The following is a 13,012-nucleotide window of genomic DNA, read 5'->3' as shown; positions in this document are numbered from 1 at the left end:
CTTCAGGTATACTTGTCGGTCCATCGCGCGGGAATGGCTGGACTGCATACGGTCTGAGGCGTAACGAATTCCTAATTTTGACTTTATGCGCCGGAAAAGTAAAACAAATGCCAGCTTTCGCTAACCTCAACGGCTAATATTCTGTAAAAATGCTGGGTTAAGGGCTGATTCAGGCTGTACGCCTTAACGTGAGCAGGGTAAGAAAGGAACTATAAATGAGCCAAACGATGGCGAATTTAGTCGATGTCCGCGGTGTGAGTTTTTCACGTGGCAATCGTCTGATATTCGATGATATTTCGTTGACCGTACCGCGTGGCAAAATCACCGCCATCATGGGGCCGTCCGGGATCGGTAAAACGACCCTCCTGCGCCTTATAGGTGGTCAGATCCCACCGGATAGCGGTGAAATCCTCTTCGATGGCGAAAACGTCCCGGAGATGTCGCGCTCGCGCCTGTATACTGTCCGCAAACGTATGAGTATGCTCTTTCAGTCGGGGGCGTTGTTCACCGACATGAACGTCTTTGATAACGTGGCCTATCCGCTGCGCGAGCATACCAGCCTGCCGCCTGAACTGCTGAAAAGCACGGTGATGATGAAGCTTGAAGCTGTGGGATTGCGCGGGGCCGCGAAGCTGATGCCTTCGGAACTGTCCGGCGGGATGGCGCGCCGCGCCGCGCTGGCGCGAGCCATTGCATTAGAGCCCGATTTAATCATGTTCGACGAACCGTTTGTCGGACAGGATCCCATCACGATGGGCGTGCTGGTAAAGCTCATCTCTGAATTGAACAGCGCGCTCGGCGTCACCTGTATCGTGGTGTCTCACGATGTACCGGAAGTATTGAGCATTGCCGATTACGCCTATATCGTGGCGGACAAAAAGATCGTCGCACACGGTAGCGCTCAGGCGCTGCAGGAAAATTGCGATCCGCGCGTGCGGCAGTTCCTTGACGGTATTGCTGACGGACCCGTACCGTTCCGCTACCCGGCGGGCGACTATCGTGACGATTTACTGGGAATAGGGAGTTAAGCCACTCATGCTGTTAAATGCGTTGGCCGCTCTCGGACACCGTGGCATAAAAACCATCAGGACGTTCGGGCGTGCCGGATTGATGTTATTCAACGCGCTGGTCGGCAAGCCGGAGTTTAGCAAGCACGCCCCTCTGCTGGTGCGTCAGCTTTATAATGTCGGCGTGCTGTCGATGCTCATCATTATTGTTTCCGGTCTGTTTATTGGCATGGTGCTGGGGCTGCAGGGCTACCTCGTCCTGACAACCTACAGTGCGGAAACCAGCCTCGGGATGCTGGTGGCGCTCTCGCTTTTACGCGAGCTGGGGCCGGTTGTGGCTGCGCTGCTGTTCGCCGGGCGCGCAGGGTCAGCATTAACGGCTGAGATTGGCCTGATGCGTGCCACCGAGCAGCTCTCCAGCATGGAGATGATGGCGGTCGATCCGCTGCGTCGCGTGATCTCGCCGCGTTTCTGGGCGGGGGTGATCTCGCTGCCGCTACTGACTATTCTGTTTGTCGCCGTAGGTATCTGGGGCGGCTCGCTGGTTGGGGTCCACTGGAAAGGCATTGATGCCGGTTTCTTCTGGTCCGCAATGCAGGACGCCATCGATCTGCGCATGGATCTGGTTAACTGTCTGATTAAAAGCGTGGTATTTGCCATTACGGTCACCTGGATTGCATTGTTCAATGGTTACGATGCCATCCCGACGTCGGCGGGCATTAGCCGTGCAACTACACGTACAGTCGTACATTCGTCGCTGGCCGTACTGGGTCTGGATTTTGTGCTCACCGCACTGATGTTTGGGAATTGAGTTCATGCAAACGAGAAAAAATGAAATTTGGGTCGGCGTGTTCCTGCTGCTGGCGCTGCTGGCGGCACTCTTTATCTGCCTGCGAGCGGCAGATATCACCTCAGTACGCACTGAGCCGACGTATCGTATCTATGCCACCTTCGACAACATCGGTGGGCTGAAGGCACGTTCGCCGGTCCGCATTGGCGGTGTGGTGATAGGCCGCGTATCTGACATTACGCTTGATGAAAAAACGTATCTGCCGCGCGTCGCGATGGATATCGAAGAACGTTACAACCATATTCCGGACACCAGTTCCCTTTCTATCCGTACTTCCGGCCTGCTGGGCGAACAATATCTGGCACTTAACGTGGGCTTTGAAGACCCCGAGCTGGGAACGACTATCCTTAAAGACGGTAGCGTTATCCAGGATACGAAGTCCGCGATGGTGCTGGAGGATATGATTGGTCAGTTCCTTTACAACAGTAAAGGGGATGATAAAAAGTCTGACGATGCCCCTGCGCAGAGTGAAGACCATACCAACGTTGCGCCGACCCCTGGTGCTGCGAATTAATTCAGGAGAAGTCATTCATGTTTAAACGACTGTTAATGGTTGCCATGCTGGTCATTGCCCCTCTCACTGCGGCACATGCTGCGGATCAGAGCAACCCGTACAAACTGATGGACGAAGCTGCGAAGAAAACCTTCGACCGTCTCAAAAACGAACAGCCAAAAATTCGCGCGAATCCTGATTATCTGCGTGACGTGGTTGACCAGGAACTGCTGCCGTATGTGCAGATTAAATATGCGGGAGCGCTGGTGCTGGGGCGTTATTACAAAGATGCGACGCCTGCGCAGCGTGAAGCCTACTTTGCTGCATTCCGTGAATACCTGAAACAGGCCTACGGCCAGGCGCTGGCGATGTACCACGGTCAGACCTATCAGATTGCGCCAGAGCAGCCGCTGGGCGATGCCACCATCATTCCTATCCGCGTGACGATCAACGATCCTAACGGCCGTCCGCCGGTGCGTCTGGATTTCCAGTGGCGTAAAAATAGCCAGACCGGCCACTGGCAGGCGTATGACATGATCGCCGAAGGGGTGAGCATGATCACCACTAAACAGAACGAGTGGAGCGACCTGCTGCGCACCAAGGGCATTGATGGCCTGACCGCACAGCTGCAGTCTATTTCTCGTCAGAAAATTACTCTGGACGAGAAGAAGTAATGTCGCAGCAACTCCGCTGGTCGCGTGAAGGTGAGACGTTAAAGCTGTCCGGTGAACTGGACCAGGATCTGCTGAACCCGCTGTGGGACAAACGTCATGAAGCGATGCAGGGCGTGACGCTTATCGACTTAACCGACGTCACGCGGGTGGATACGGCAGGCGTTGCGCTGCTTGCCCATCTGGTTGCCGTGGGGAAAAAGCAGGGAACAAGCGTCATGCTTCATGGCGCGAGCGATAATGTCGTTACCCTTGCGCAACTCTACAATCTGCCTCAGGACGTACTGCCTCGTTAATATTTTCAGTGCGTTACTTCCGAAAGCCCTGACAGTTTCATCGTCGGGGCTTTTTGCTTGTTTAAGACGACGCCACTTTGCTCTAAGATGTTGGGCTTGTTTTCACTATCAGATGATTAAGAGCCCATGGAAAATCATGAAATCCAGACAGTGCTGATGAATGCACTCTCCCTTCAGGAAGCCCACGTCACTGGCGATGGCAGTCACTTCCAGGTTATTGCTGTGGGTGAGATGTTCGACGGTATGAGCCGTGTGAAGAAGCAGCAGGCTGTGTACGCGCCGCTGATGGAATATATTGCGGATAACCGCATCCACGCCCTGTCGATTAAAGCGTTCACCCCGCAAGAGTGGGCACGCGATCGCAAACTAAACGGTTTTTGAGCTGAGGGCGACAGGCCCGCAGCACGGTTGAATTTATAAGAGAGCACACAATGGATAAATTTCGTGTACAGGGGCCAACGCGTCTCCAGGGCGAAGTCACAATTTCTGGCGCGAAAAACGCCGCGCTGCCAATCCTCTTTGCTGCGCTGCTCGCGGAAGAGCCGGTAGAAATTCAGAACGTACCGAAGCTGAAAGATATCGACACCACTATGAAGTTGCTCACCCAACTGGGCACTAAAGTTGAGCGCAACGGTTCCGTCTGGATTGACGCCAGCAACGTGAACAACTTCTCTGCGCCTTACGATCTGGTGAAAACCATGCGTGCTTCTATCTGGGCGCTTGGCCCGCTGGTGGCGCGTTTCGGTCAGGGTCAGGTTTCTCTGCCGGGCGGCTGCGCTATCGGCGCGCGTCCGGTTGACCTGCATATCTTTGGCCTGGAGAAACTGGGTGCAGAGATCAAGCTGGAAGAAGGTTACGTTAAGGCCTCCGTCAATGGCCGTCTGAAAGGCGCGCACATTGTCATGGACAAAGTGAGCGTTGGCGCTACTGTCACCATTATGTCTGCAGCGACGCTGGCGGAAGGTACCACCATCATCGAAAACGCCGCGCGTGAACCGGAGATCGTGGATACCGCCAACTTCCTCGTGGCGCTGGGCGCGAAGATCTCCGGCCAGGGTACTGACCGCATCACCATCGAAGGCGTTGAGCGTCTGGGCGGTGGTGTGTATCGCGTACTGCCGGACCGTATTGAAACCGGCACCTTCCTGGTCGCTGCGGCGATCTCTGGCGGTAAGATTGTATGTCGCAACGCGCAGCCAGATACCCTGGATGCGGTGCTGGCGAAACTGCGTGAAGCGGGTGCCGATGTTGAAACCGGTGAAGACTGGATCAGCCTCGATATGCACGGCAAGCGTCCGAAAGCGGTAACCGTGCGTACGGCGCCGCATCCGGCATTCCCGACCGATATGCAGGCACAGTTCACCCTGCTGAACCTGGTGGCGGAAGGTACCGGTGTGATCACCGAGACTATTTTCGAGAACCGCTTTATGCACGTCCCGGAACTGATCCGTATGGGTGCACATGCTGAGATCGAAAGTAACACCGTGATTTGCCACGGTGTTGAGAAACTGTCCGGTGCTCAGGTAATGGCAACAGATCTGCGTGCGTCTGCAAGCCTGGTGCTGGCGGGCTGTATCGCGGAAGGCACTACGGTGGTGGATCGTATTTATCACATCGATCGTGGCTATGAACGTATCGAAGACAAACTGCGCGCGCTGGGTGCCAATATCGAGCGTGTGAAGGGCGAGTAATCGTTCCGGCAGCCCCCTGCCAGAAATGACCGGGGGGTTGCTATTCCTGTCACAAAAACCGTTATTCCTGCGGTTCTGTTTTTACTTTTCTCTGGCGCATCATGCGCGTTCTGTCGATAAATTCATGAGTAACTGGATCGTGATAGCGTGAAGGCCAGATCACCCACGGGTGCGTTTCCAGCGCCGTCGCGATAATTAATTCTCCCTTTGGCCAGGGGCGGGTCAGGGCGTTGGCCAGGGTGGAAGAACTCAGACCATGGCGGCGGGACTCTGCTGCAAGTGACGTACCTCTTTTGCGCAGTGCCGCAATGATATCTGCCGTATGCCAGTCGATAAATTTCGTATCCATAACGCTGTCCTTAAGTTCGGATTCACCTACGCCGTTTCTTCTGAAACGACTGGCTTACTATACCCATTTCACATTCGTGTTCTAAAAAGTTCGCGTTACTTGAAGGGATATTCAGAATAAGGCATGGCTTTATTCATGCGGGCTCTAACCCGATGAATTTACATGAATACGGAATTTATTGGTGCGTTTTTGAACCTCCCCGCGATGGGGGCGGGGAGGTGGGGCAAGATTAACGGTCGCGCTGAACAGCGATGTGGGCAAGACCGATCAGCGCATCGCGCCATGGGCTGTCTGGAATAACCTGGAGAGCTTCGATGGCTTTGTCAGCCTCTTCTTCAGCACGCTGACGGGTCCATTCCAGTGAGCCGCAGATGGCCATGGTTTCCAGTACAGGTTCCAGAAGATGGCGACCATTTCCCTGTTCGATCGCCTCACGGATCATTTTCGCCTGGTCGGCTGTTCCGTTGCGCATCGCGTGAAGGAGCGGCAGGGTCGGTTTGCCTTCGTTCAGGTCATCGCCAACGTTTTTGCCGAGCGTTTCGCCGTCCGCGCTGTAGTCCAGCAAATCATCAATCAGCTGGAAGGCCGTGCCCAGATAGCGTCCATAGTCCTGCAATCCTTTTTCCTGCGCCTCGGAACAGCCAGCCAGAATGCCCGAGCACTGGGCGGCAGCTTCAAACAGGCGCGCTGTTTTGCTGTAGATAACGCGCATGTAGTTTTCTTCGGTGATATCCGGGTCATTGACGTTCATCAGCTGCAGCACTTCGCCTTCAGCGATGACGTTGACGGCTTCTGACATCACCTCCAGCACTTTCAGAGAGCCGAGGCTGGTCATCATCTGGAAGGCGCGGGTATAGATAAAGTCCCCGACCAGAACGCTGGCGGCGTTCCCGAAGGCTGCGTTTGCCGTGGCTTTGCCACGACGCATATCGGATTCATCCACAACATCGTCATGCAGAAGCGTCGCGGTGTGAATAAATTCGATCAGCGCGGCGATCGTCACGTGGGCATTTCCCTGATAGCCAACGGCTCTGGCAGCCAGAATGGCAATCATCGGGCGAATGCGTTTACCGCCGCCGCTGACAATGTAATAGCCCAACTGATTGATCAGCTGAACGTCAGAGTTGAGTTGCTCCAGGATTGCTGCATTTACACCCGCCATATCTTGCGCGGTTAACTCGTTGATTTTTTCTAAATTCATCGCAAAAGCCGGGCTTTTTATCCTGTTGATCCCATCTTCAATGGGGTAACGAAGGGTTTCGGTTTATCAATAGTAGTGCTGATTGTACTGAAAAAACGGCTCAGATAAACGTTACCGTACGTGTTGTGTTTTTTTTCTTCATGTATTGACGGTAGCACTTGTCAAAGGCTCGCGTTTTGCGTAATATTCGCGCCCTATTGTGAATATTTATAGCGCACTCTGATTCATACGAGGACGTGCGCGGAAGCGGAGTTTATATGTACGCGGTTTTCCAAAGTGGTGGTAAACAACACCGAGTAAGCGAAGGTCAGACCGTTCGCCTGGAAAAGCTGGACATCGCAACTGGCGAATCTGTTGAGTTCGCAGAAGTTCTGATGATCGCAAACGGTGAAGAAGTCAAAATCGGCGTTCCTTTCGTTGATGGCGGCGTTATCAAAGCTGAAGTTGTTGCACACGGTCGTGGCGAGAAAGTTAAAATCGTTAAGTTTCGTCGTCGTAAACACTACCGTAAGCAGCAGGGCCACCGTCAGTGGTTCACTGATGTGAAAATTACTGGCATCAGCGCCTAAGACCTGAGGAGAGATTTAAATGGCACATAAAAAGGCTGGCGGCTCCACACGTAACGGTCGCGATTCAGAAGCTAAACGCCTTGGCGTTAAGCGTTTCGGTGGCGAATCCGTTCTGGCGGGTAGCATCATCGTTCGTCAACGTGGTACCAAATTCCACGCTGGCAACAACGTAGGTTGCGGTCGTGACCACACTCTGTTTGCTAAAGCAGACGGTAAAGTGAAATTTGAAGTTAAAGGCCCGAACAACCGTAAATACATCAGCATCGTTGCTGAGTAAGGTTTTCTCGGTCCGGTAACGGATTAAAGCCCCGCAACGTGTTGCGGGGCTTTTTACATTGGAAACCCGGAAAATTTTCTGTAGGGAAAACGGGCATGAAGCAGCAGGCCGGCATTGGTATTCTTTTGGCGCTCACGACCGCAATGTGCTGGGGTGCGCTGCCAATTGCAATGAAGCAGGTACTGGAAGTGATGGAGCCGCCTACGGTGGTCTTTTATCGCTTTCTGATGGCAAGCATCGGTCTCGGGACCATCCTTGCAATTAAAGGTAAGCTTCCACCGTTGCGACTCTTCCGTAAACCTCGCTGGCTGGTGTTACTGGCCATTGCGACGGGCGGTCTGTTCGGTAACTTCATCCTGTTCAGCTCTTCCCTGCAGTATTTAAGCCCTACGGCGTCTCAGGTGATTGGCCAGCTTTCACCCGTGGGTATGATGGTTGCCAGCGTGTTCATCCTCAAAGAGAAGATGCGCGGGACGCAGATTATCGGGGCAACCATGCTGCTTTGTGGTCTGGTGATGTTTTTCAACACCAGCCTGATCGAGATTTTTACCCGGCTTACGGACTACACCTGGGGCGTGATCTTCGGCGTGGGAGCAGCAACGGTCTGGGTGAGCTATGGCGTCGCGCAAAAGGTGTTATTGCGTCGCCTGGCCTCACAGCAGATCCTTTTTTTGCTGTACACTTTGTGTACAGTGGCATTATTGCCGTTAGCGAAGCCGGGCGTCATTGCCCAACTGAGCGACTGGCAACTGGCGTGCCTCATTTTTTGTGGGCTTAACACGCTGGTCGGTTATGGCGCGCTGGCGGAAGCGATGGCGCGCTGGCAGGCAGCACAGGTGAGCGCGTTGATCACGCTTACCCCGCTGTTTACGCTGTTATTTTCAGATTTGTTATCAATGGCCTGGCCCGATGTCTTCGTCAGACCGATGCTCAACCTGTTGGGCTATCTCGGTGCGTTTGTCGTGGTTGCGGGCGCGATGTATTCCGCCATTGGTCATCGTCTTTGGGGACGTTGGCGCAAAAATGAAGCGGTCGTAGTAGTCCCCCGCTCAGGCGAATGAGTTACGGAGAGTAAAATGAAGTTTGTTGATGAAGCGACGATTCTGGTCGTGGCAGGTGATGGCGGTAACGGTTGTGTAAGCTTCCGCCGTGAAAAATATATTCCTCGTGGCGGCCCTGACGGCGGTGACGGTGGCGATGGTGGTGACGTATGGCTGGAGGCGGATGAAAACCTCAACACGCTGATCGACTACCGCTTCGAAAAATCCTTCCGCGCTGAACGCGGCCAGAACGGCCAGAGCCGTGACTGTACCGGTAAACGCGGTAAAGACGTGACCATTAAGGTTCCGGTCGGTACGCGCGTTATTGATCAGGGCACCGGTGAAACCATGGGTGATATGACCAAGCACGGTCAACGCCTGATGGTCGCAAAAGGCGGCTGGCACGGTCTGGGCAACAGCCGTTTCAAATCTTCCGTTAACCGTACCCCGCGTCAGAAAACGATGGGTACACCGGGCGATAAGCGCGATCTGCAGCTGGAGCTGATGCTTCTGGCAGACGTGGGCATGCTGGGTATGCCAAACGCCGGTAAATCGACGTTTATTCGTGCTGTCTCTGCGGCGAAACCAAAAGTGGCGGACTATCCGTTTACCACGCTGGTGCCAAGCCTTGGCGTTGTCCGTATGGATAACGAAAAGAGCTTCGTCGTGGCTGATATCCCTGGCCTGATCGAAGGCGCTGCGGAAGGGGCTGGCCTGGGTATTCGCTTCCTGAAGCACCTTGAGCGCTGCCGCGTCCTGCTGCACCTCATTGATATCGATCCAATCGACGGTTCCGATCCGGTTGAGAACGCCCGCATTATCATCGGCGAGCTGGAAAAATACAGCGAAAAACTGGCGAGTAAACCACGCTGGCTGGTCTTCAACAAGATCGACCTGATGGACAAAGCGGAAGCCGAAGCGAAAGCCAAAGCGATTGCTGAAGCGATGGGCTGGGAAGATAAATACTACCTTATCTCCGCGGCAAGCCAGGTTGGCGTGAAAGATCTCTGCTGGGATGTGATGACCTTCATCATCGAGAACCCGGTCGTTCAGGCTGAAGAAGCGAAACAGCCAGAAAAAGTCGAATTCATGTGGGATGACTACCACCGCCAGCAGCTCGAAGAGCTGGAAGCGGAAGAGGAAGACGACTGGGACGATGACTGGGATGAAGATGACGAAGAAGGCGTCGAGTTCATCTACAAGCACTAATATCTGTCCGAAGCCCCCATCCAGGGGGCTTTTTTCATTCCAGCGTTGAGGGCAGCCAGCAGCTTGCTATCAGGCCGCCTTCAGCGCCATTCTCCAGCATCAGCTTACCGTGATGAAGCTGCAGGATGCGCTGTACGATACTCAGACCCAGGCCGCTGCCGCCGTAACGCTGATCGAGGCGACGGAACGGCTCCGTGATCGACTGTCGGTGCGCTTCGTCGATACCTGGCCCCTGATCGATAACGCTGAGCTGCGTACCGCCTTCGACCTCGGTAAGCGTTACGGTAATCGTGGTGCCTGTCGGGCTGTAACGCCCGGCATTCTCCAGCAGGTTGCGCAGCATCAGCCGCAGCAGTACCGCGTCTCCTTGCACCGTGAGCGCACTTTTGTCCGGCCATATCACCGTATGCGCTTTGGCTTCATGCTCAAGACCAAGAGGCGTGATGATCGTGTCCGTCCAGTTGATGGTTTCATAGTGGCCGCTCGCCATCGCCTGGCCGGCACGGGCCAGCATCAGCAGTTGCTCAACGGTGTGCATCAGCTGGTCGATACGGCTGATTAACGCCGTGGCCTGCGGGGAGCCTGACTGCGCCATCAGCTCCAGATGAAGTCTGATTCCGGCAAGGGGCGTTCGCAGTTCGTGGGCGGCGTCCGCCGTGAAGAGACGCTCCTGCTGGATGGTACTGTCCAGCCTGGCGAGCAGCTGATTGAGCGAGGTGGTCACGGCGCCGATTTCTTCCATGTCGGAATACATAGGAAGCGGGGTTAAATTATCCGCCGAACGGTTAGCCAGGCTCACGCGCAGTTTGTTCAGCGGCCGGGTTATCCAGGTGACCGCCCAGAACGAGAAAAACAGCGTAAAGCCAACCATCACCAGAGAAGGAACCAGCAGCGAGGCAATCGCTTCGCGGATCTCTTTCTCGACGTGGTTGTTGCGTGACTTTGCCGACAGCGTTTCGTTCACCAGAAAGCCAATCTGCTCCCGGCTTTCGTGCCACAACCAAATGACGCTTATCAGCTGGAAAAATAACAGAATGACCGCCAGCAACACCATTAATCGCCGACGCATGCTGTTCATTTCTGGCTCTCCAGACGGTAGCCAACGCCGCGGACGGTTTTAATCCGGTCTTTGCCGAGCTTACGACGCAGGTTATGGATGTGGACTTCGAGGGTATTTGACCCCGGATCGTCCTGCCAGGAGTAGATATCCTGCTGAAGGGTTTCTCTGTGTACCGTTTGTCCGCTTCGCATGATCAAACGCGTGAGCAAGGCGAACTCTTTTGGTGTGACTTCAACGGGCTGGGACTGGCGCAGGACCTGCTGGGTTTGCAGATTCAGGGTAATGTCCCCGTCGGTTAGTAAGTTATCACTATGGCCCTGATAACGGCGTATTAACGCTCGCACCCGAGCCTGAAGTTCTGCGAGCGCAAAGGGCTTCACCAGGTAATCATCGGCACCAGCATCAAGGCCGGTAATACGATCTTCAATGGCGTCGCGTGCGGTCAGGATCAACACCGGATTGGCGATGCCGCGGCGACGCCACTGGGTAAGCAGCGTCGCGCCGTCTTTGTCCGGCAAACCTAAATCAAGGATCACCAGGCTGTATTCGCCGCTCTGGATCAGGGCATCCGCCTCTGCCGCGGTGCCAGCACAGTCCAGGGCATAGCCTTCATTGGCCAGCCCCAGCGCCAGTCCTTCCTGTAATAACAGATCGTCTTCAACTATGAGTAGTTTCATCGTTAGTTATTCTGGTAGATGTCCTTATAAAGCCTGCTCTCGAAGCGAACCAGTGGAATACGACGGTTGCGCTGGTCGGTCGGTTCGACGGCATAGCCGGAAAGATACTGCACGAATGCCATGCGCTGTCCGCTGGCGGTCGTGATGAAGCCTGCAAGGTTATACACCCCCTGCAGTGAACCTGTTTTAGCGGATACTTTGCCATCCACACCCGCAGCGTGAAGCCCGGCGCGATACTGCAGCGAACCGTCGTGTCCGGCCAGCGGCAGCATTGAGATAAAGTTTAGCTCAGTGTCATGTTGTGCAATGTACTGAAGCACCTGCATCATGGTGGCCGGGGCAATCAAGTTATGGCGCGATAATCCGGAACCATCGACGGCGATAGTGTTACCCAGATCGATCCCCGCCTGCTGGCGCAGGATCTGTCGAACAGCGTCTGAGCCCGCGCGCCAGGTTCCCGGCACGCCGAAGCGCGCGTGACCAATCATGCGGAATACGGTGTCGGCAATCATGTTGTCAGACTTTTTCAGCATAATCCGCAATAAATCATGCAGCGGCGGTGACTGTTTGCTGGCAATGACCGTGCCCGGTTGGTTGACCTGCGTCTGGCGTAGCAGCGTGCCGGAGTAGGTTATTCCTGCCTGCTTCAGTTCATCCTTAAGAATCGCACCCGCATAGCTTGCGCCATCCTGAATCGCGAAGGCCAGCGGCAGCGGATCGGCGCGCTGCGTCAGGCAGCCGGTGAGGGTGTAGCGGTTAAGATCGCCAGGCACCACGTCCAGTTCGCAGTACTGGGCATCCGGGGAGCCTTTAGCCAGCGTACGCACCTGGCTAAACATGGTCACCGGATAGTAAGATGCCACGCGAATAAACGCTAAATCATCCGGTTTTGGCGCGCTGTAAAGGGAAATCGAGAAGCAGTTGCGGTCAACAATCGCGGCCGCAGGCGGGGCGCTAAAGCACTGCGTCATGTCGTTCCACGGCCAGCCTGGGGCTTTATCGTGGCTGGCAAAAATGGAGGTATCGATCAGCACGTTGCCATCGATTTTTGTCACGCCGGATTTTTTTAACACCGCCACCATGTTGCGGATATCCTGGCGTTTAAAGGTGGGATCGCCACCGAAACGGGCGATAAGATCGCCTTTCAGTTCGCCATCCTCGACGTTACCTTTGGTTTCAAGCGTGGTGGTAAAACGGAAGTCAGGCCCGAGCTGAAGCAGGGCTGCGAGGGCTGTGATCACCTTCTGGGTACTGGCAGGCAGCGCCATCTGTTGACTGTGATAGTCAATCTCGGGAGCCTGTGCGCCAACCTTCTGCACCATCAGGGCAAGGTTCGCGCCTGCGGGGAGCTGATTAATGTACTCATCAACATTCGCGGCCTGGGCGGTGAACGTTATACTGGTAGTCAATCCGATGATAAAACTGGAAAATCGCATAATCTCGCGCTAACAACCCGAAAACAAACCGTCATACTACGGTGCATAGCACTGCAAAGTAAACGATGACCCATAGTGAACTTCGCGGTAAAATGCGTATCAAATTGAAAAATTGCTGCTGACCTGGGGCGTCGCTCCCGGGTCGGTTTTCTTTTTGCTTCTTGCCCGCTTAGGGGGGCAGGAGCA

The 13,012-nt window shown here is 54.7% G+C and carries 16 protein-coding genes; 11 read left to right on the top strand and 5 right to left on the bottom strand.

Annotated elements, in window-relative coordinates:
* The first annotated feature begins 215 nt into the window (after positions 1-215).
* From mlaF to murA, 7 genes are all read left to right on the top strand, one after another.
* The gene (gene mlaF, locus HBM95_20280) at positions 216-1,028 is read left to right on the top strand and encodes a phospholipid ABC transporter ATP-binding protein MlaF (protein ID NIH45246.1); all 813 of its coding nucleotides are present in this window, start codon (positions 216-218) and stop codon (positions 1,026-1,028) included.
* Between the two features lie 7 nt (positions 1,029-1,035).
* The gene (mlaE, locus tag HBM95_20275) at positions 1,036-1,818 is read left to right on the top strand and encodes a lipid asymmetry maintenance ABC transporter permease subunit MlaE (GenBank protein ID NIH45245.1); all 783 of its coding nucleotides are present in this window, start codon (positions 1,036-1,038) and stop codon (positions 1,816-1,818) included.
* 4 nt (positions 1,819-1,822) lie between these two features.
* On the top strand, positions 1,823-2,371 hold the full coding sequence (mlaD, locus tag HBM95_20270; protein ID NIH45244.1) for an outer membrane lipid asymmetry maintenance protein MlaD: 549 nt from the start codon (positions 1,823-1,825) through the stop codon (positions 2,369-2,371).
* 17 nt (positions 2,372-2,388) lie between these two features.
* Complete coding sequence (gene mlaC / locus HBM95_20265) at positions 2,389-3,024, top strand: phospholipid-binding protein MlaC (protein ID NIH45243.1); 636 nt, start codon at positions 2,389-2,391, stop codon at positions 3,022-3,024.
* A complete protein-coding gene (gene mlaB / locus HBM95_20260; protein NIH45242.1) occupies positions 3,024-3,317 on the top strand; it encodes a lipid asymmetry maintenance protein MlaB in 294 nt (97 codons plus the stop codon). Before mlaC ends, mlaB begins: the two co-directional genes overlap by 1 nt.
* A gap of 126 nt (positions 3,318-3,443) precedes the next feature.
* Positions 3,444-3,698 (top strand): BolA family iron metabolism protein IbaG, encoded by a 255-nt coding sequence (gene ibaG / locus HBM95_20255; GenBank protein NIH45241.1) that lies wholly within the window; start codon positions 3,444-3,446, stop codon positions 3,696-3,698.
* Between the two features lie 50 nt (positions 3,699-3,748).
* Positions 3,749-5,008, top strand: coding sequence for a UDP-N-acetylglucosamine 1-carboxyvinyltransferase (gene murA / locus HBM95_20250; protein NIH45240.1), 1,260 nt, complete (start codon positions 3,749-3,751; stop codon positions 5,006-5,008).
* 61 nt (positions 5,009-5,069) lie between these two features.
* Here the strand turns inward: murA and sfsB are convergent, their stop codons facing one another.
* Complete coding sequence (gene sfsB / locus HBM95_20245) at positions 5,070-5,357, bottom strand: DNA-binding transcriptional regulator SfsB (GenBank protein NIH45239.1); 288 nt, start codon at positions 5,355-5,357, stop codon at positions 5,070-5,072.
* A 229-nt stretch (positions 5,358-5,586) separates the two neighbouring features.
* The gene (gene ispB / locus HBM95_20240; GenBank protein NIH45238.1) at positions 5,587-6,558 is read right to left on the bottom strand and encodes an octaprenyl diphosphate synthase; all 972 of its coding nucleotides are present in this window, start codon (positions 6,556-6,558) and stop codon (positions 5,587-5,589) included.
* Between the two features lie 257 nt (positions 6,559-6,815).
* On the opposite strand from ispB, the gene rplU reads away from it, so the two are divergent.
* From rplU to cgtA, 4 genes are all read left to right on the top strand, one after another.
* Complete coding sequence (gene rplU / locus HBM95_20235; GenBank protein ID NIH45237.1) at positions 6,816-7,127, top strand: 50S ribosomal protein L21; 312 nt, start codon at positions 6,816-6,818, stop codon at positions 7,125-7,127.
* Positions 7,128-7,146: 19 nt separating this feature from the next.
* On the top strand, positions 7,147-7,404 hold the full coding sequence (gene rpmA / locus HBM95_20230; GenBank protein ID NIH45236.1) for a 50S ribosomal protein L27: 258 nt from the start codon (positions 7,147-7,149) through the stop codon (positions 7,402-7,404).
* Positions 7,405-7,499: 95 nt separating this feature from the next.
* The gene (locus tag HBM95_20225; GenBank protein ID NIH45235.1) at positions 7,500-8,465 is read left to right on the top strand and encodes a DMT family transporter; all 966 of its coding nucleotides are present in this window, start codon (positions 7,500-7,502) and stop codon (positions 8,463-8,465) included.
* 15 nt (positions 8,466-8,480) lie between these two features.
* A complete protein-coding gene (gene cgtA, locus HBM95_20220; GenBank protein ID NIH45234.1) occupies positions 8,481-9,653 on the top strand; it encodes an Obg family GTPase CgtA in 1,173 nt (390 codons plus the stop codon).
* Between the two features lie 34 nt (positions 9,654-9,687).
* Here cgtA and pmrB read toward each other — a convergent pair whose 3' ends face one another.
* From pmrB to dacB, 3 genes are read right to left on the bottom strand one after another with little or no spacing between them, the layout of a single operon-like run.
* Positions 9,688-10,731, bottom strand: a complete 1,044-nt coding sequence (gene pmrB / locus HBM95_20215) for a two-component system sensor histidine kinase PmrB (protein ID NIH45233.1) — start codon at positions 10,729-10,731, stop codon at positions 9,688-9,690.
* On the bottom strand, positions 10,728-11,390 hold the full coding sequence (pmrA, locus tag HBM95_20210) for a two-component system response regulator PmrA (GenBank protein ID NIH45232.1): 663 nt from the start codon (positions 11,388-11,390) through the stop codon (positions 10,728-10,730). Before pmrA ends, pmrB begins: the two co-directional genes overlap by 4 nt.
* A 2-nt stretch (positions 11,391-11,392) precedes the next feature.
* Positions 11,393-12,826 (bottom strand): serine-type D-Ala-D-Ala carboxypeptidase, encoded by a 1,434-nt coding sequence (gene dacB / locus HBM95_20205; protein NIH45231.1) that lies wholly within the window; start codon positions 12,824-12,826, stop codon positions 11,393-11,395.
* Positions 12,827-13,012 lie beyond the last annotated feature (186 nt).

Source organism: Enterobacter asburiae (assembly GCA_011754535.1).
In the GTDB taxonomy this organism is placed as follows: domain Bacteria; phylum Pseudomonadota; class Gammaproteobacteria; order Enterobacterales; family Enterobacteriaceae; genus Enterobacter; species Enterobacter cloacae_N.
This window is presented reverse-complemented; position numbering and strand designations above follow the sequence as displayed.